Consider the following 17,807-nt stretch of genomic DNA (forward strand, 5'->3'; position numbering starts at 1 on the left):
TCGAGTGCGTCGCCATCCCACTCGCTACGCGAAAGGTCGATGCATGGAAGCCGCGCTGAGAGTCGAGCCGCAGAGAGCCAAAGCGTCCGACCACGCGTTCGCCCCGGGGACGAGCGCCGACACGGTCCTGCGGCGCCATCTGCCGCTCGTGCGCGACGTCGCGCATCAGGTCGCGTGCCGGAAGCCGCCGCACGTCGAGGTCGACGAGCTGATGAGCTGGGGCATGGAAGGTCTGCTCGACGCCTATCGGCGTTTCCGCCCGGACAAGCACGCTTCGTTCCGGACCTACGCGCGGTTCCGCGTCCGCGGCGTCATCATGGACAACCTCCGCGAGCGCGACCTGCTGTCGCGGACGGCGCGGCGCAAGGCCGTGCTGCTCGAGCGGACGCGCGCCAAGCTCGAAGCCACACTCGGCCGCGCGCCCGGTGAGGCCGAGATCGCGGCGACGCTCAGAATCGACCTCGGGAAGCTCCGCAGCATGACCAGAGAAACCGAGTTCGGCACGGTCTCGGTCGAGGACCTGCGGACGACGGACGACCGCGTGTACGAGGTCGATCGTCACATGCCGGACCACGCCGCCGACCCGCTGCGCGCGATCCTCGGGCGCGAGCGCGCTCGGCTCGTGAACGCGGCCATCGGCCGTCTGCCCGAGAAGGAGCACGCCGCGGTCACGCTCTACTACAAGAGCGATCGCACGATGCGGGAGGTGGCCGACGCGCTCGGCCTCAGCGAGTCGCGCGTGTCGCAGCTCCACTCGCAGGCCCTCGGCCGCTTGCGCGCCCTGCTCGCGGACGACCTCCTGAGCGCCGACTGACGAAGGCGCATGCGCGGCCCGAAGGAACATCTCGGGCGACTCGGCACATGGCGAGCGCACCTCCGTGAGTTCTGGCGTCGCGACGGCGCGGATGAGGCGCGGCGTCAGGCCGCGCTCGCGGCGCTCGGCGAGCGCGCCCTCGAAGGCGCGGCCGGTCACGAGTTGCTCGCCGACGCGAGCGCCCTCGTCGCGCGCATCCTCGACGTGCCGTTCACGGCGGTGCTCGCCTGGGAGCCCGACGGCCGGACGCTGCGGGTCGAGGCGGGCGTCGGCTGGCGGCTCGGGGTCGTGGGACGGACGCGGATCGACGCCGGGGCGCATCCGGAGACGGTGGCGCGCTGGACCGACGTCGAGCCGTACGTCTTCGAGCGGCTCGACGCCGCGCCCGCCCTGCGCGCGGTGCCGCTGCTCCAGGGCCACGCCGTCACGGGCGGCGTCAGCGTCGCGCTCGTTCCGCGCGGGCGCCCGTGGGGCGTGCTCGCCGTGTACGCCGATCGGCCGCGGCGGTTCCGCGCGGGCGAGATCGCGTGGCTTCGCAGCGTCGCCCGGCTCCTCGCGATCGCGCTCGGCCGCGAGTACGGCGAACGGGCGCTGTTCGAGGAGATGCAGATGTCCACGGTGCTCTCGCACGTCGGGCGCGAGCTCATGGCCTGTACGCGGGTCGACGAGCTCCTCGAGCGGCTCTGCCAGCTGAGCGCCCAGGCGCTGCGCTGTGATCACAGCGTGACGTGGATGCGACGGACCGACGAGGACGGCTTCCGTCCGGTCGCGGCCGACGGCCTGTCGGGTGGCCGGTGGGAGTCGTTCCGGCGCCTGGTCCTCCCGGGCGCCGAGGCGCTGATCGAGGAGCTCGGCAGGCGCGACACCGTGCGCGTCGTCCCGACCTGCGAGCGTCATCGCGAGGTCGCAACGCTGCTCGCCGGTGGCGGCACCCGGGCCGCCGTCTTCGCGCCGCTCCGCACCGGTGAGCGCGTCGTCGGGCTCCAGATGAGCGGCCACGTCGACCGCGCCGGCGAGGTCGGCGCCCAGGACGAGCGCGTCGCGTTCGGCATCGCGCAGCTCGGATCGACGGCGCTCGTGAACGCGCGGGTCGTCGAGGAGCTCGAGCGCGCGAGCCAGCTCAAGTCGGAGTTCGTGTCGACCATGTCGCACGAGCTGCGGACCCCGCTCAACATCATCATCGGATACACCGAGATGCTCGCCGACGCCGCGTCGCCCGTGGAGCAGGCGCCGCTCCTCGCGCAGCTCCAGAAGGCGAGCCGGGACCTGTTCGAGCTGATCGACGGCACGCTGAGCCTGAACCGCCTCGCGGCGGGCGGCGACGTGGCGCGGTTCGGGCCGGTCGCGCTCGCGGAGCTCTGCCGCGAGCTCGAGGGCGAGCTCGGCGCGCGCGCCGCCGAGGATGCGCTCAGCCTGCGCTTCGACGTGCCCGACGCGCTCGAGGTCCCGACCGATCGGCGGAAGCTCAAGATCGTGCTGAAGAACCTGATCGGCAACGGCCTCAAGTTCACGGCCGCGGGCGGGGTCGCCGTCGCGTGCGAGGCCGTCGGCGACCGCTGCCGCATCACCGTTCGCGACACCGGCATCGGCATCGCCCGCGAGGCGTTGCCGCACGTCTTCGAGATGTTCCGGCAAGGGGATGGTTCCGAGACGCGCGCCTACGGCGGCGCCGGCCTCGGGCTCTTCGTCGTGAAGAGCCTGCTCACCCAGCTCGGCGGCGACGTGCAGGCGGAGAGCCTGCTCGGTCAGGGTTCGATCTTCACCATCGTGCTCCCGCTCGCCGCGCCGGAAGAGGGTCGGGCGAGCGAGGCGGCGGCGGAAGCCGATGCCGCGCCGCGCGCCGAGGACGCCGCGCCGGCGAGCAGCGAGTGCCCGATCCACACGCCGCGCCGGCTGCTCTTCGCCGACGACCTGCCGTTGAACCGGCTCCTCGTACGCCGCTTCGTCGACAAGGAGTTCCCGAACGTCGTGGTGCTCGAAGCGTGCGACGGCGAGCAGGCGGTCGCGATGTTCGAGAGCGAACGCCCGCACGTCGTGCTGCTCGACCTCCACATGCCGAAGCTCGACGGCTGGCAGGCCGCGGGCGCCATCCGGCGCCTCCCCGGCGGGGCGACGCTGCCGGTGCTCGCGCTCAGCGTCGATGCCAGCCCCGGCGCGGAGGCGAAGGCCGTGCGCGCCGGCTTTCAGGAGTTCATCGCCAAGCCGATCAGCGACTACAGTGCGCTCAAGGCGCGCCTCGCGCATTGGCTCACTCCGCGCGACGAGCGCGGCCAGGCCGTCCCCTTCGCGCCGAGCGCGACGTGCCGGGCGTGCCGCGAGGGCACGGCGCGCGTCAGCGCCGCGTAGGCCGCGGCGAACCGGGCGCGCGGGCCGCGGGGAGCCGCCGCCCCTTGCAGACCGCCGCCGCCGGGTCGTACTCAACGGAGTCCGCGCACGGAGGGGTGGCCGAGCGGTTGAAGGCACCGGTCTTGAAAACCGGCAGGGCGCAAGCCCTCGTGGGTTCGAATCCCACCCCCTCCGCTCGGAAATATCGGCGGTCGGCGCGTCTCTTCATGACCACGCGGGCGATCTCAGTCCCGCCGCTCGCGCGAGACTCGCTTGACGCCGGTCGAAAGAGAGGAACTCGCCGAGACCCAATACGACCGCTGCGGTGACGTGCAGGACATCGAGACTACGCGTGCCGAGCCGCTCCGAATGCAACGCGCTCAGTCGTTCGGCTTCCGTCATGGTCTCGGCAAGCCCTGGCGAAGCGGCCGCCAGCACGCCGCCAGCGAGATCCGCGAGCATCATATTGAGCGATGCATCGCGTTGCTTCGCGGTGATCTCCCTGCGGAACACCCGGAGTCTCAGCGCATTGCGAAATTCCAGCTGGTGCAGCCACGTGAAAGCGAGTGGCAGCACCTGACGCTTCATGCGGGCCACTGCGCGTGCGGTATGGGCGTCGGGAGCGTACAGCGAACAGAGAAAGCCAGTATCCGCGTAAGTCGTCACGACTTTCCGCGCGACTCCGAGACGATGCTGGTTCCGGTAGTTCGGAGCACCTTCGAGCCATAGGTCGCCTTCAAGCGCGCCAGAAAATCGGGACGTCCGATCGTCACTCGACGGCTGGGGGGCGAGAGATGGGCGACAAGCTCGCGGCGCCGCCGTACCTCCACCGTTTCGCCCCGCGCAACCCACGACAAGACCTTACCGGTCTCGTGCTTCAATTCGCGTACGGTCGTCGTTCTCACATGTGACACATTAATGTGTCACATGACAGCTTGTCAACGGAGCGCCGCACCGACCGCGCCGGCTCTCCCTCCGGCAGTTTGCGCGCTGACTCGCCCGTTCCTTGTGACCGGCTTCGGCGTCGCTTGGCGCCCACTCGCCGGTAGTGGTTCGGTGACTACGCTGGGAGTCGTTGTCCCGGTTGTGGCTGACGTGGCCGGTGGCGTGTGGAGCGCCGCCGCGCGCTACACGGTAACGCTGCTCTACGAGTAGCGCGTGGCTGGCTTCGTGTTGTTGCGGTCGGAGCACGAATACTGTGCAGTATCCTGACATGGCGCGACGGTCGGTGACGTTCACGCAGTTCCGCAATCAGGCGGCGGCGTATCTCGATGCGGTGGAGAAGGGTGACACGCTCGAGATCTTCCGTCATGGCAGGCCGGTTGCGATCGTCTCGCCCGCGGCAGCGGTGGTTCCCCGGCGCTGGCGGGAGGCACGGCCGGTCAAGCTTCACGGCGTCTCGCTGACCCAGGCGGTGCTCGCCGAGCGTCGGCAGGCGAAGTAGGTGCGTCTCGTCCTCGACTCCTCCGCCTTGACCAAGCGCTACCGCTGCTCGGAATGGCTGTGAGCTACATCCGCGGAGAGCACGAGACGCGGGTCGTCGAAGACGCGCGTTGCCGTTTCGAAGGCGACGCCATGCTTGCGGAGGTTGTGCTGGTGCGTTCTCCTCGTCCCATTCAAACTCCACCGACGGACCATGGCGGACATCCAGTACTCGGACGTTGGTGAGGGGGTGGTGGCGCTCGTCGGCTCCGCGATCACGCGCGTCGGACCTCACGCGCCGATCTACGATTGTGGAAGCGGTCGCGCATCGGCTGCCGCGCGGGGATGCAAGGCGGACACCGCGTCGACGCGTGCGCCGAGCGCGGGGTCCCGGGGGCCGGCGCTGGCGGCGGCGAAGCTTGACGAAGCGCGCTCGGAATGTGACCGGAACCGGATTGCGCCGGGGGCCCTGGGTGAGCTGGTACGACACGTTCGCAGAGTTCTACGAAGGCAGCGTCGAGCGCGTGTACGCGCGCTACCGTGCAAGCATCGCCGCCGCTGCCTGCCTTTCGCCTGGCGGCGCGGTGCTCGACCTTCCGGTCGGCACCGGACCGAATCTCCCGCACCTCGCGGCGTATGTCGGCGCAGCGGGCGTCATCGTCGGCGTCGACCTCTCCGAGGGGATGCTTCGTCGCGCGACGCTCCGGGTGCTGCGCGCGCCCCGTCCGCGCGCGGTGCTCCTCGCCGCGGATGCGCGGACGATCTCCCCCGCGCTCCTCGCGGAGCTCGGCGTCGCGGCGCTCGACGCGGTGGTCGTCTCCCTCGGTCTGACCGTCTTCCCGGCGTGGGAATCGGTCTTCGCTGCGACCTTCGACCTGCTCCGTCCGGGCGGCCGGTACGTGATCTTCGACGTCCACCAGGATCGCTGGGTGCCGCAGTCGACCATCGTGTCGCTCGTCGCCGGCGCCGACATGCGCCGCCGCGTGTGGGAGCCGCTCGAGGCGTCCGCGGACGGGTTCGCGTTGCAGTGGCTGCCGGGGTCGCGTTACGTCCACGGCGGCCGTCCCTTCCTGGCGTCGGGCGTGCGACGCGGCGGGTGACCGCGAAGCGTGCCGCCACCGCCGCCGTCGGCGAACGGCATCGCGCCGCCGGGCCGCGCGGAACCGAGGGGCGCGCCCGAAGCGATGGACGTTCGGCTACTTGCGGGCGCGGACGCCATCGACGGGGTGTGTCGCCCGGTCAGCGGCTGACGAAATGTGGAGCACGACCGTTCCATGTGTCGTGCGAGATGTAGGGTGTCGCCCAGGAGGTGATGCCATGACCAAACGATTCGCGATGGCCTTCGGACTCGGCGCGGCGACGCCGCTCCTCGCCGCGCTCTGGCTCGGCGGAGAGAACCTTGCACAAGCGGGTCTCCGCCTCGCGGCGATCGAGCAGGGCTTCTCGCTCGCGTCCCGCCACTGGCAGTTCGAAGCGGCCCCGGCCCACGAGATGGAGCTCGCCCGCTGGGACGCGTCGGAGGGTCCGTCGGCTACGGCGAAGAAGACGAAGCCGGCGGCGAAGCGCCGTTAGGATCGGCCTGAGACCGAGATGCCGCCATTCGAGATGACGACGTTCGGTACCCCCAAGACCAGGGTGCATCGCGAGCCCCGCGATTTTCACGCCGCGAGCGAGGAAGACGATCGCCGTTCGATCCGTCGCTGACCAGTGGTGAAGCCCGACGTCAATATCCTCGTCGACGCGCACCGCTCGCGCACCTGGCGTTGTCGTAGCGTGCGCCGGCGCGCCGGAGCTCAGGCCTCGTCGTACGGCCCGGCCGGTTGCGGCACGACCCTCCCGCGCCGCATCACGAAGTCCCATTTCCAGATCGCGTAGAGCGCCGGGTAGACCAGTAGCTCCAGCAGGAACGACGTGGCGAGCCCGCCGACCATGGGCGCCGCGACGCGCTTCATGACGTCGGCGCCGCTGCCGGTCGCCCACATGATCGGCAGGAGGCCCATGAAGGCGGCGGCGACGGTCATCATCTTCGGGCGGACGCGGCGGACGGCGCCGTGGATGATCGCCTCGTCGAGGTCCGCCTCCGTGCGCATGCGGCCGGCGCGCACGCGCTCCTCGTAGGCGAGGTCGAGGAAGAGCAACATGAACACGCCGGTCTCGGCGTCGAGACCCATGAGCGCGATCATGCCGACCCAGACCGCGATGGACGTGTTGTAGCCGAGCGCCCAGAGGAGCCACACCGCGCCGACCAGCGAGAAGGGGACGGCGAGCAGCACGATCGCCGTCTTCACGCCCGATTTCGTGTTCGCGTAGAGGAGGAGCGCGATCAGGAAGAGCGTCAGCGGCAGCACGATCTTCAAGCGCTCGCGGACCCGCAGCATGTTCTCGTACTGGCCGCTCCAGACGAAAGTGTAGCCGGCCGGCAGCGGCACCGCCGCCTGCACCTTGGCCTTCGCCTCGTCGACGTAGCCGCCGATGTCGCGCCCGGTCATGTCGACGTAGACGTAGCCGGCGAGCTGGCCGTTCTCGTTGCGGATCATCGCCGGTCCCTCGACCCGGCGCAGGGTCGCGATCTGCGCCATCGGGATCTGCGCGCCCGCGGGCGTCGGCACGAGCACGCGCTCGAGGCTCCGGATGTCGTCGCGGTACTCGCGGCCGTAGCGGACGTTCACCGGATAGCGCTCGCGGCCCTCGACGGTGGTCGTGACGTTCTCGCCGCCGATCGCCGACATCACGATCGTCTGCGCGTCCTCGACGGTGAGGCCGTAGCGCGCGAGATCCTCGCGGCGGAGGTCGAAGTCGACGTAGTAGCCGCCGGCCGTGCGTTCGGCCAGCACGTTCCGCGTGCCGGGGATCTCGCGCAGCACGCCCTCGAGGCGCTCGCCGAGCTGTTGGATGATCTTGAGGTCGGGCCCGAGGATCTTGATCCCGATCGGCGTGCGCACGCCGGTCGACAGCATGTCGATGCGGTTCTTGATCGGCTGGGTCCAGATGTTCGGGATGCCGGGCATGCGGAGCTTGGCGTCGAGCTCGCTCTGCAGCTCCTCGAAGGTGAGGCGCTCGGGCAGGAGGCGGCCGAGCGCCCAGCGCACCGGCGCGGGCCAGCCGGAGTACCAGCGCTCGACCGGACGCCATTCCGACTCCGGCTTCAGCATGACGGTCGTCTCGACCATCGAGAAGGGCGCGGGATCGGTCGGCGAGTCGGCGCGGCCGGCCTTGCCGAAGACGCGCGCGACCTCGGGCGTGTCGCGCAGGATGCGGTCCTGGATCTGCAGGATGCGCTGCGCCTCGGTCACGGACATGCCGGGGAGGGCGGTCGGCATGTAGAGGAAGGCCCCTTCGTTCAAGGGCGGCATGAACTCCGACCCGAGCCGCAGGTAGACCGGGATCGTCGACGCGACCAGGGCCGCCGCGCCGAAGACGGTGACGAGCTTGTGGCGCAGCACCCAGCGGCAGACCGGCTCGTAGACGGCGAAGAGGACGCGGCTGATCGGGTGGCGCTCCTCGGGGTAGTAACGGCCGACGGCCACCGCGTTCACCAGCCGCGCGAGGAAGCGCGGGCGGAACTCCCACGGCTCCATGCGCGTGAAGAGCATGCGCATGGCGGGATCGAGCGTGACGGCGAGGATCGCCGCGATCGCCATCGCCAGATTCTTCGAGTACGCGAGCGGCTTGAAGAGCCGGCCCTCCTGGTCGACGAGGGTGAAGATCGGTAGGAACGCGACGGCGATCACGAGCAGCGAGAAGAAGACCGACGGGCCGACCTCCTTGAGGGCCCGCAGGCGGATGGCGTGGTAGTCGCCGCGCCGCCCGCCGGCGACCCACTCCTCCAGCCGCTTGTAGGCGTTCTCCACCTCGACGATCGCGCCGTCGACCAGCACGCCGATCGAGATCGCGATGCCGGCGAGCGACATGATGTTGGAGGTGAGACCCATCGCGTACATCGGGATGAACGCCAGCAGCACCGACACGGGGATCGTCACGATCGGGATCACCGCCGACGGGATGTGCCAGAGGAAGACGAGGATCACCGCGCTGACGATCAGCACCTCCTCGCCGAGCGAGTGGAGCAGGGTGTCGATCGCGCGCTCGATCAGGGCGGAGCGGTCGTAGGTCGTGACGATCTCGACGCCGTCCGGGAGGCTCGGGGCGAGCTCCTGGAGGCGCGCCTGCACGCGCCGGATCACGTTGAGGGCGTTCTCGCCCTGGCGCATCACGATGACGCCGCCGACGGTGTCGCCGAGCCCGTCGAGGTCGGCGACGCCGCGCCGGATGTCGGGGCCGAGTGTCACCTTCGCGACCTGGCGCACGAGGACGGGCGTGCCGGTCTTCTCGTCGATCGACACGACGATGTCCTCGATGTCCCGCACCGATCGCACGTAGCCGCGGCCGCGCACCATGTACTCGGTGCCGGCGAACTCGAGGAGGCGTCCGCCGACCTCGTTGTTGCCCTTGCGGACGGCGTCGACGAGCTTGGTGAGCGGGATGCCGTAGGCGAGCAGCAGGTTCGGGTCGGCGTTCACCTGGTACTGCTTCACGAAGCCGCCGACCGCCGCGACTTCGGCGACGCCTGGCACCGCCTGCAAGTGATAGCGGAGGTACCAATCCTGCAGGCTCCTGAGCTCGGCGAGCGAGTGCTTCCCGCTGCGGTCGACGAGCGCGTACTGGTAGATCCAGCCGACGCTCGTGGCGTCCGGGCCCATCTCGGTGCGCACGCCCTCGGGCAGGCGCGGCAGGATCTTGCTCAGGTACTCGAGCACGCGCGAGCGCGCCCAGTAGAGGTCGGTGCCGTCCTCGAAGATGACGTAGACGTACGAGTAGCCGAAGTCGGAGAAGCCGCGGACGGCCTTGATCTTCGGCGCGCCGAGGAGCGCGGTCGCGATCGGGTAGGTGACCTGGTCCTCGAGGATGTCCGGGCTCCGGTCCCAGCGCGAGTAGACGATCACCTGCGTGTCGGAGAGATCGGGGATCGCGTCGAGCGGGATGTGCCGCGTCGTCCAGACGGCGACGAACACCGCGACGCCCGTCAGGAGCAGGACGAGCACCCGGTTGCGGGCGCTGAACTCGATGACGCGCTCGATCATGCGCGGGCCAGGCTCAGTGCGCGGGGGCCGCCGGCTTGAACGCCGCCAGCGCCGCGCGGAAGCGCGACTCGGAGTCGATCAGGAAGTTCGCCGAGGTCACGACCTCGTCGCCGTCGGCGAGGCCGGCGAGCACCTCGTAGTAGCCCTGGGCCGAGCGTCCGAGCTTCACCGAGCGGGGCTCGAACCGCCCTTCGCCGCGCACCACGAAGACGATCTGGTGATCGCCGGTGTCGAGCACGGCCTCGGTCGGGACGGCGAGCTTGTCGCCGAGCGGGACGGCGATCCGTACCTGCACGAAGCTCTCGGGGCGGAGCTCCTTGGCGGGCGTCGGCACGAGGCCGCGCACGCGCACCGTGCGCGTCGCCGGGTCGAGGATCGCGTCGACCGCGGCGACCTTGGCGTGGAACTCGCGTCCGGGCTGCGACGGCACCGTCACCGTCATCTCCTGACCCGGCTGCACGAGCGGCACCTCGTACTCGTAGACCTGCGCGTAGACCCAGACGCTGTCGCTCGGGAGGAGGAGCTCGATCGGGTCGCGGTCGGCGCGCGTGAGGGCGTGGATCTGCGCTTCCGAGAGACCCTGCTGCAGGAGGCGCAGATAGGCGCCGCGGACGAGCGCGTTGCCGCCGGTCTTCGCTTCCTCGCGCGCGTTCGCGCCGAACGAGGCCCGCGAGCGCACCGCCTCGCGATACTCGACGATCGCGCGATAGAGCGTCGGGTCGTACGCGATGCGCCCGACCGCGCGCACCTCGACCGTGAGCGGACGCACTGCGACGCGGCCGCGGGTGACGCCGATCAGCTGCTGGCGCTCGCGCGAGATCGTGAACGACGCGTGGCCGGGCACGCCGGCGTCGGCCGCGGCCGCGCCGCCCTCCTCGTAGACCGGGAGGTAGTCCATTCCCATCTCGTCCTTCGCGGGATGGTCGGAGACGATCTCGGGGCGCATGGGATGGCGGTAGTACTTGATCGCGCGCTCCGGCGCCGCGGGCGGAGCCGCGGAGGCGTCGGGGGCCGGCGCGTGCGCGTGCTCCGAGAGGTCGACGGGCTGGAGCGCCATGCCGCAGATCGGGCAGTCGCCGGGATGATCCTGGATGATCTGCGGGTGCATCGAGCACTGATAGACCGTTTTCGCTTCGGCGCCGGCGTCGGAAAGGCGCGGCGTGCCCCGTGTCGTCCCGAGCCAGTAGGCGCCGCCGACGGCGACGAGGAGCGCCAGCACCATGGGGAGGACGCGCTTACTCACGGTGGCCCTCGTGCTTCGCCGCGCGCGGCAGCGCGGTTCCGACCGCCTGCTCGAGCTCGGCGAACGCCTTCTCGAACTCGCCTTGTGCCGCCAGGTGCTCGAGATGCACCGACTGGACCTCGCGCAGGGTGTCGATCAGCTCGTCGAAGCTGCCGTCGCCGGTCTCGTAGGCGCCTTCGGTCACGCGCAGCGCCTGCTCGGCGTGCGGCACGTGCGTCGCGGAGAACAGATCGTGCTGCAGGAGCGCGGTCCGGGTCGCGAGGAAGGCCCGCTCGACCTCGCGGCGGACGGCGTCTTCGACGCGCCGCTTCTCGGATCGGGTCGCGGCGAGCCGCGCGTTCGCCTCGCCGATCGCCGCGTCGTATTTCGCGCGGTTGAAGATCGGCAGCGAGACCGCGGCCGTCGCACCGAAGCCGTCGGGCATGCCGTCGTTCACGAAGCGGCTCACCGACACCTCGAAGTCGGGGAGCCTGTTCCTGCGTGCGAGCTCGACGGCCGTGGTGTCGCGCGCGATGGCCTCGTCTTCACCGCGGACGTCCGGACGGTTGGCGAGCGCGGTGGCGACGAGATCCTCGAGCGACGGGCCGAGGCGCGGCGGCGTCGGGGTGACGGGCGCGCCGCGGACCTCGCTCGACGGCCGGCTCACGAGGGCGGCGAGGTCGGCGCGGGCGCGGTCGATCACGAGGCGCTGGGTCTCGATCTGGTTCGCCATGTGGGTCAGCTCGACTTGCAGGCGGAGGGCGTCGGCCTGGCTCGCCTCGCCGGTCCCGTACTTGCGCTCGACGGCGCGGGTGAGCCGGGTGACGAGGTCGCGGTCGCGCTCGAGGAGCGCGAGCTTCGCGTGGGACTCCCAGAGCGCGTAGTAGGCCGTCTTCACGGCGGCCACGAGCGCGAGCTCGACGCTCGCCGCCTCGTAGGCCCCACGCGCGGCGTCGTAGGCCGCGACCTCGCCGGCGAGCCGGCGCTTGCCGGGGAACGGGATCTTCTGCGAGACCTTGAAGATGTTGTTGTCGGCCCGGTCGATGCGGAAGGAGTTCGGGGTGTTCCACGCCTCCCAGCTGAGCGTCGGATCGTCCCAGGCCGCGGCTTGCCGGGGCATCTGCCGCATGGCGGCCGCCCGCTCGCGGACCGCCGCGAGCTCGGGATTGCGGGCCCGCGCTTCTGCCAGGATCGCGTCGAGGGCGAGGGGAGGGTCGGCCGCCGCGGCGCGGGCCGCCGCGCCGCCGACGACGAGGCACATCCACGCCGCCAGGACGACCCGGGTCCTACCGTTCCGTATCCGCATGCACCCGGAGTACGTGCGCCCTCCGATCCGGTAACATGGGCGCCTGGTCTGTGCGGGAGGCGGGCTCCCGCGTTACGTTCGCGTCGACCCGACGTAGACGGAAGGGACGAGGAGTGAGCGGCGAGGAAACCTCGGACGAGATCCTGATGGCGGCATACCAGGCCGGAAACGAAGCGGCGTTCAGCGAGCTCTTCGCGCGCCACTCGGGGAGCGTCTACGGCTTCCTCGTGCGGCGGGTGGGCGATCGCGCGCTCGCCGACGATCTCTATCAGGAGGCGTTCCTCAGGCTGCACCGCGCCCGCGCCACCTACGACTCGCGGCGCCCCTTCCGGGCCTGGCTCTTCGGCATCGTCCACAACCTCGTGACCGACGCGTACCGGAGCCGCGTCCGCGCGCCCGAGATGGTCGCCGACGACGCCGACGAGCGTCGCACCGACATCCCGTCGCCCGAGCGCGTCGCCGCCGCCCGCGAGACCGCCGCGAGCCTCCAAGAGGCGCTCGCGGGGCTGGCGCCCGACGAGGCGACCGCCCTCATCCTCGCGCGGGTCGAGGGCCTCGACTACGACGAGATCGGCGGCGTGCTCGGTCGCTCGGCCGCGGCGGCCAAGCAGCTCGCGTATCGCGCCTTGAAGCGCGTGCGCGCGGCGATGGCGAACCGTGGTCACGAGGAGGAGCCGTGAGGCAGTCGATGCCGTGTGCCGTGTACGGCGCATGGGTGATGGACGTCCTCGCCGGCGTCGCCGATCCCCTCGATCCCGCGGCGCTCGAGCACGCCGCCGCGTGCGGCGAATGCCGCCGCGGCACGGAGGTCACGAAGATCGGCTGGGATCTCTTCGCGGACGTGGCGCCGATCGCGCCGCCGCCGGCGCTGGCGGCGCGGACGCGCGACGCCGTGCTCCGCATGATGGCCGAGGAGCGCTCGACGGCGACCCGGCCGCGCCGCGCCGCGCCGGCGTTCGGTCGCGCGGCGGCGGAGGCGGGATGGCGCGAGACGCTCCAGGTGCCGCTCGCGGTCACGTCGGCGGCGCTCGTCACCGCGGCGACGCTCTTGCTCCTGAGCGGGCTCGTGTTCGCGAGCGCCCTGCCGCGCGGGCATCTCTTCTTCTGCGCGGCGATGTACACGGGGCTCCTCGTCGGGGCCTTCTCGTGGATCTACAGCGCGACCACGGTCCACGGCGTGCACCTCGACGTCGCGGCGCGGGTCGGCATCCTGGCGCTCGCGATCACGCTCGCCGCGTCGACGGCGTGTCCGGAGCTGCACGTGCTGGCCTGGTGGGATCGCTCGGCGTTCGGCGCCTTCTGCACCGATCACCTCGGACGCGGCGGGAGCTCCCTGGTCTTCGGGTTCGTGTACGGCCTCTTTCCGGGATTCCTCGCCGCGCTCTTCGGCGGTCGGCTGCTCGCCGAGCGTCCGGTCGCGAACGGGCTCGTCGCCGTCGCCGTCGTGTTCCTGCTCGCGACGCCCGTGATCTACCTGCAGTCGGCGCCGTTCACCTCTGGCGTGATCGCGATCTGGCTCGCCGGCACCGCCGTCGGCACGATGTGCGGCGTATTCGGCGCGCTCCGCGTGCGCCGTCGCGTAGGCTTCGCCGCGGCATAGGCCCACCCGGAGGCGGGTGCCGGCGATGCCTCGCGGGCGCTGCGTCCTTCGACGTCGTGTGTGATGCGGCGTCCGCGCCTCGACTCGAGCCGCGGCGGACGCATGCCGATATCGGAGCATGAGCGGGCCGTCCGCGATCACGACCTCGGGCCTCGCGCTGATCGAGCGCGCCGACCGGCGCCTCGCGGAGAGCGTCCGCACCTTCACGCGCGCCGCCGGCGCGGCGGCGCTGGAGGCGGCGCCGACGGGCGGTGCAGCCACCGGCGAGGGTCTCGCCGCCGCCGCCGTCGGCGTCGTCTACGGACGCGCGTCGGGCGCGATCGGCGTGAAGCTCCTCGAGGTCGGACGCGACGTCGAGAAGGCGCTGATCGACGTGCTCGCGTAGCCGCCGCGGGGGAAGGGGCGTCCGCCCCTCGGCGGCCCGAGCGCGACGGCCGCCGACCACCGGAGCGGCGACCTCTCCGGCGGAGGGCCGGCGGCCCGTGACGGGGTGTCACTGACGTCAAGCGACGCCCTTCCGCGCCGCGTCCGAGGGGCCGCCGAAAGCGCGAGCGAAATCGCGGCTCGGGACCGCGCGCTCGGTCCGCGTCCGGTGGCCCCCGCGTTGCTCACCCGCTGCCTCATGCGGACGCGAAGGGCGCACGGTCGAGGGGTGGGGGCGCGGCTGGCGAGCGCGCCGGTTCCCGCGAGGCGGCGCGCGAACGCGGCGCCCGGGCGGGCGCGGACAGCAATGCGAGGCGCGCGGTGAGGGAAGCGGGGCGGGTGGCGCTCGAAGCCGTCGACCTCGTCCGCCGTCATCGCCAGGGCGACGTGGTCGTGCCCGCGCTGCGCGGCGTGTCGCTCACGGTCGCCCGCGGCGAGCTCGTCGCCGTCGTCGGTCCGAGCGGCTCGGGGAAGTCGACGCTCCTGCACCTGCTCGCGGGGGTCGACGTGCCCGACGCCGGGCGGATCGTGGTCGCGGGCACCGCGCTACACGCCATGTCGGAGGACGCGCGCGCCGTGCTCCGGCGCCGCGTGATCGGCCTCGTCTTCCAGGCGTTCAACCTGGTACCGCTCCTGAGCGCGCTCGAGAACGTCGCGCTGCCGCTCCTGCTCGACGGGGAGCCGCCGCGTCGCGCGCGCGCCCGTGCGCTCGACGCGCTCGCCGGCGTCGGTCTCGCGGAGCGCGCGGCGGAGACGCCGGACCGGTTGTCGGGCGGCGAGGCGCAGCGCGTGGCGGTGGCGCGCGCGCTCGTCGCGGAGCCGCGCCTCGTGCTCGCGGACGAGCCGACCGGCAACCTCGACGCCAAGAGCGCCGACGTGGTGCTGGCGCTTCTTCGAGGCGCGGCCGCCGGAGGAACGGCGATCGTGCTCGTCACCCACGATGCGCGCGCGGCCGCATGCGGAGATCGCGTGGTCCGTCTCGTCGAGGGCAGGATCGCGTCCGAGGTCGAGGAGCGCGGATGCGCGCGCGCCGCGTCGTGAGCGGCGTGCTCGCTTCCTTGGCGCTCCGACACCTGGCGCGTCACCGCGTGCTCGTGGCGGTGACGATCGCCGGCCTCGCCTGCGGCGTCGCGTCGACGAGCGCGACGCAACTGCTCCATGCCGCGGTCGTCCGCGCGTACGAGGCGACGACGCTGCGCTTCGCGGGACGCGCCGCGCTCCTGGTGAGCAATGGCGAGAGCGGCGTGCCCGAGGAGCTCGGCGAGGAGCTGCGCGCGGTCGCGGGCGTTCGCGCCGTCGTCGCGTCGGTCGAAGGCTTCGTCGCGGCGCCCGATCTCGGCGGAGAGCGGCTGTATCTCTTCGGCGTCGACCTCGTCGCGGACCAGCGGGTTCGCGACTACGGCGCGGGCGCCGGAGCCGTCGTGAGCGACCCGATGGCGTTCCTGGCGGCGCCGGACTCGGTCGCGCTCCCCCGTGCCTTCATGCGCGCCCATGGCCTCCGGATGCACGACCGCCTGTCCATCCGGACGCCGTCGGGTACCGCCACGCTCGTCGTGCGCGCCGTCCTCGGCGCGCCGGAGGGTCCCGCGTCGGCGCTCGACGGCCGCCTCGCGATCGTCGATCTCTCGGTCGCGCAGGATCTGCTGCGGTTCGACGGCCGGGTTTCGCAGCTCGCGATCGACATGGCCGAGGGGGCGGACGCCGAGGAAGTCGCGCGCCGGCTCGCGGTCGAGGTGGGAGCCCGCGGCACGGTCGAGCCGCCGCGTGGGCGTGCCGCGGTCTTCGCGCAGCTCCTCGCGAGCCATCGAAACGGCCTCGCGCTTGCGGCCGCCGTCGCGATGGCGGTCGCAGCGTGCTTCGTCGCCAATGTCGCCGCCGTCGCGTGCGAGGAGCGCCGCCGCGAGATGGCGCTCTTGCGCCTCCTCGGCGCGTCCGGGCGCGCGGTCGGGATGCTCGTGATCACGGAGATGCTCGTCGTCGCGCTCGCCGCGACCGGGATCGGCGTACCGCTCGGCATCCTGCTCGCGCGTCTCTTGCAGGCGCGGTTCGGTGCCGGCATCGCGGCGCTCTACGCTGACGTCGGTGACGCGCCGCTCGTCCTCGATGCGACGGGTGTCGGGGTGAGCGTCGTGCTCGGTCTCGTGCTGCCGCTGGCGGCTGTCACCGGCGCCCTCCGGCGGGTGCGCGCCGTGCGTCCGCTCGACGCGCTGCGTCCGTGCGTCTCCCGCGGGCACGGACGTGTGGGGTGGAGCGGCGCGTGGATCGGCGCGTCCGTCGTCGTCGCGGGGCTCACGGTGTGGGCGGCACGGGCGCGGCTGCCGATCGACGCCGAGGCCGCGGGTATGGCGGCGATGCTCGGCGTGCTCGCGGGCCTCGCGAGCGCGCTCCCGGGACTCGTACGCCGGCTCGCGGCCATCGCAGACGCGTCGGCGCGGCGCGTCGGTCGCGCGCTGCCGATCCTCGCGGCGCGCGCGGTCGCGGAGGAGGAGCGGCGGATCGGGGTCACGTGCACGGCCTTGCTGATCGGCATCGGCGGTGCGATCGGCGTCGCGACCTGGACCGCGAGCCTCGATGCGACGCTGCACGACGCGTTCGATGCCGTGTTCGGGGGCGTGGACCTCGTGGTGAGCGGAGGCGCGGAGCCCTTCGCGCGTGGAGCCGTCCGGATGCCGGGGGGCGTCGTGGAGGATCTGGCGCGCATGCCGGAGGTCTCCGCCGTCGACGCGCTCCGCGTCGACACGGTGGCGTTCGAAGGGTCGCGCGCCGCGATCGTCGCGCGCGACGCCGCGGCGTACGCCGCCGGGCGCCGGCGACTCTACATGGTCGAAGGCGATGCGACGGAGGCGGTCCGTGCCCTCGCGGACGGTACGGGCGTCGTCGTGAATCGCGCGTTCGCGCGCCGGTTCGGGCGGCGCCCGGGCGACGAGATCCAGCTCGCGACGCCCGAGGGGCGGTTGCGTCTGCGGATCGCCGGCATCCACCTCGAGCTCACGCCCGGCGATCTCGGCGCCGTGCAGCTCGATCGCCGCCTCTATCGACGATGGTGGCGCGACGACTCGGTGACGCTCGTGGAAGTGGCGGTCCGCCGCCCGAGCGATCGCGCGCGCGTCGCGGCCGCGATCCGCGCGCGATGGGGGGACGGCCATGGGGTGATCGTGCTGACGACCGAGCAGCTGCGCGCCGCCTACCGGGGGATGCTCGACCGGCTGACGGCGCTGGTCCGGCCGCTCCTCGCGGTCGCGCTCGCGAGCGCGACGGTCGGCGTGCTGAGCGCGGGGGCGGCGGCGATGCTCGCGCGGGGGCGGACCTACGCCCTCCTGCGCGCCGTCGGGCTGACCCGTTCCCAGCTCGCGCGCACGGCGAGCCTCGAACTCGTGACGATCGGGGTGATCGCCGTCAGCGCGGCGACGCTGGTCGGATGGGGCCTCGGCCGCCTGCAAGTGGAGGTGTTGCTGCGCGGGATGCTCGGGATGTCGGTCCTCTACGCGTTTCCGCACCGCGTAGCGGGGAGCGCGGCCGCGACCGTGCTCGTGCTGACGGCGCTCGGCGGGTGGTGGCTCGGACGTCGCGCCGCCCGCGTCCCGCTCGCCGAAGCCCTGCGGTGGGAATGACGA

General features: G+C 72.2%; 15 protein-coding genes and 1 tRNA gene. 11 read left to right on the forward strand and 5 right to left on the reverse strand.

The window, feature by feature from the left end; translation table 11 throughout:
* The first annotated feature begins 43 nt into the window (after nt 1-43).
* The 3 genes from IT293_16785 to IT293_16795 all read left to right on the forward strand — a co-directional run bounded on the left by IT293_16785 (nt 44) and on the right by IT293_16795 (nt 3,334).
* On the forward strand, nt 44-814 hold the full coding sequence (locus IT293_16785) for a FliA/WhiG family RNA polymerase sigma factor (GenBank protein ID MCC6766318.1): 771 nt from the start codon (nt 44-46) through the stop codon (nt 812-814).
* Nucleotides 815-823: 9 nt separating this feature from the next.
* The gene (locus IT293_16790) at nt 824-3,160 is read left to right on the forward strand and encodes a response regulator (GenBank protein ID MCC6766319.1); all 2,337 of its coding nucleotides are present in this window, start codon (nt 824-826) and stop codon (nt 3,158-3,160) included.
* 89 nt (nt 3,161-3,249) lie between these two features.
* A tRNA-Ser gene (locus tag IT293_16795) sits at nt 3,250-3,334 on the forward strand.
* Between the two features lie 30 nt (nt 3,335-3,364).
* On the opposite strand, the gene IT293_16800 is transcribed toward IT293_16795, so the two are convergent.
* Nucleotides 3,365-3,805 carry a PIN domain nuclease gene (locus IT293_16800; GenBank protein MCC6766320.1) on the reverse strand — a complete coding sequence of 147 codons (441 nt, stop codon included), beginning with the start codon at nt 3,803-3,805 and terminating at the stop codon, nt 3,365-3,367.
* A 562-nt stretch (nt 3,806-4,367) separates the two neighbouring features.
* Between IT293_16800 and IT293_16805 the strand changes: the two genes are divergently transcribed.
* Complete coding sequence (locus IT293_16805; protein MCC6766321.1) at nt 4,368-4,583, forward strand: type II toxin-antitoxin system prevent-host-death family antitoxin; 216 nt, start codon at nt 4,368-4,370, stop codon at nt 4,581-4,583.
* Between the two features lie 38 nt (nt 4,584-4,621).
* Here the strand turns inward: IT293_16805 and IT293_16810 are convergent, their stop codons facing one another.
* Nucleotides 4,622-4,840 (reverse strand): BrnT family toxin, encoded by a 219-nt coding sequence (locus IT293_16810; GenBank protein ID MCC6766322.1) that lies wholly within the window; start codon nt 4,838-4,840, stop codon nt 4,622-4,624.
* 194 nt (nt 4,841-5,034) lie between these two features.
* Between IT293_16810 and IT293_16815 the strand changes: the two genes are divergently transcribed.
* On the forward strand, nt 5,035-5,661 hold the full coding sequence (locus tag IT293_16815) for a class I SAM-dependent methyltransferase (protein MCC6766323.1): 627 nt from the start codon (nt 5,035-5,037) through the stop codon (nt 5,659-5,661).
* A gap of 217 nt (nt 5,662-5,878) precedes the next feature.
* Nucleotides 5,879-6,133: a hypothetical protein gene (locus tag IT293_16820; protein MCC6766324.1), complete on the forward strand. Its 255-nt coding sequence runs from the start codon at nt 5,879-5,881 to the stop codon at nt 6,131-6,133.
* A 221-nt stretch (nt 6,134-6,354) separates the two neighbouring features.
* Here the strand turns inward: IT293_16820 and IT293_16825 are convergent, their stop codons facing one another.
* From IT293_16825 to IT293_16835, 3 genes are read right to left on the reverse strand one after another with little or no spacing between them, the layout of a single operon-like run.
* Complete coding sequence (locus IT293_16825) at nt 6,355-9,642, reverse strand: efflux RND transporter permease subunit (protein MCC6766325.1); 3,288 nt, start codon at nt 9,640-9,642, stop codon at nt 6,355-6,357.
* A gap of 13 nt (nt 9,643-9,655) precedes the next feature.
* A complete protein-coding gene (locus tag IT293_16830) occupies nt 9,656-10,885 on the reverse strand; it encodes an efflux RND transporter periplasmic adaptor subunit (GenBank protein ID MCC6766326.1) in 1,230 nt (409 codons plus the stop codon).
* The gene (locus tag IT293_16835) at nt 10,878-12,170 is read right to left on the reverse strand and encodes a TolC family protein (protein ID MCC6766327.1); all 1,293 of its coding nucleotides are present in this window, start codon (nt 12,168-12,170) and stop codon (nt 10,878-10,880) included. Before IT293_16835 ends, IT293_16830 begins: the two co-directional genes overlap by 8 nt.
* Before the next feature lie 113 nt (nt 12,171-12,283).
* Here IT293_16835 and IT293_16840 point away from each other — a divergent pair, with 113 nt between their 5' ends.
* The 5 genes from IT293_16840 to IT293_16860 all read left to right on the forward strand — a co-directional run bounded on the left by IT293_16840 (nt 12,284) and on the right by IT293_16860 (nt 17,804).
* Nucleotides 12,284-12,850, forward strand: a complete 567-nt coding sequence (locus IT293_16840; protein MCC6766328.1) for an RNA polymerase sigma factor — start codon at nt 12,284-12,286, stop codon at nt 12,848-12,850.
* Complete coding sequence (locus IT293_16845) at nt 12,847-13,770, forward strand: hypothetical protein (protein MCC6766329.1); 924 nt, start codon at nt 12,847-12,849, stop codon at nt 13,768-13,770. The genes IT293_16840 and IT293_16845 overlap by 4 nt, the downstream gene beginning before the upstream one ends.
* A 118-nt stretch (nt 13,771-13,888) precedes the next feature.
* Complete coding sequence (locus tag IT293_16850) at nt 13,889-14,155, forward strand: hypothetical protein (GenBank protein ID MCC6766330.1); 267 nt, start codon at nt 13,889-13,891, stop codon at nt 14,153-14,155.
* A 377-nt stretch (nt 14,156-14,532) separates the two neighbouring features.
* Entirely contained in the window at nt 14,533-15,234 is a 702-nt protein-coding gene (locus IT293_16855; GenBank protein MCC6766331.1) for an ABC transporter ATP-binding protein, read from the forward strand.
* Entirely contained in the window at nt 15,213-17,804 is a 2,592-nt protein-coding gene (locus IT293_16860; protein MCC6766332.1) for an ABC transporter permease, read from the forward strand. Before IT293_16855 ends, IT293_16860 begins: the two co-directional genes overlap by 22 nt.
* Nucleotides 17,805-17,807: the final 3 nt, after the last annotated feature.

It is taken from the genome of Deltaproteobacteria bacterium (assembly GCA_020848745.1).
GTDB lineage: Bacteria > Desulfobacterota > Binatia > UTPRO1 > UTPRO1 > UTPRO1.

Coding starts and splice junctions, on each gene's coding strand:
- IT293_16785 (MCC6766318.1), top strand. CDS start 44: ATGGAAGCCGCGCTGAGAGTCGAGCCGCAGAGAGCCAAAGCGTCCGAC.
- IT293_16790 (MCC6766319.1), top strand. CDS start 824: ATGCGCGGCCCGAAGGAACATCTCGGGCGACTCGGCACATGGCGAGCG.
- IT293_16820 (MCC6766324.1), top strand. CDS start 5,879: ATGACCAAACGATTCGCGATGGCCTTCGGACTCGGCGCGGCGACGCCG.
- IT293_16825 (MCC6766325.1), bottom strand. CDS start 9,642: ATGATCGAGCGCGTCATCGAGTTCAGCGCCCGCAACCGGGTGCTCGTC.
- IT293_16835 (MCC6766327.1), bottom strand. CDS start 12,170: ATGCGGATACGGAACGGTAGGACCCGGGTCGTCCTGGCGGCGTGGATG.
- IT293_16850 (MCC6766330.1), top strand. CDS start 13,889: ATGAGCGGGCCGTCCGCGATCACGACCTCGGGCCTCGCGCTGATCGAG.
- IT293_16860 (MCC6766332.1), top strand. CDS start 15,213: ATGCGCGCGCGCCGCGTCGTGAGCGGCGTGCTCGCTTCCTTGGCGCTC.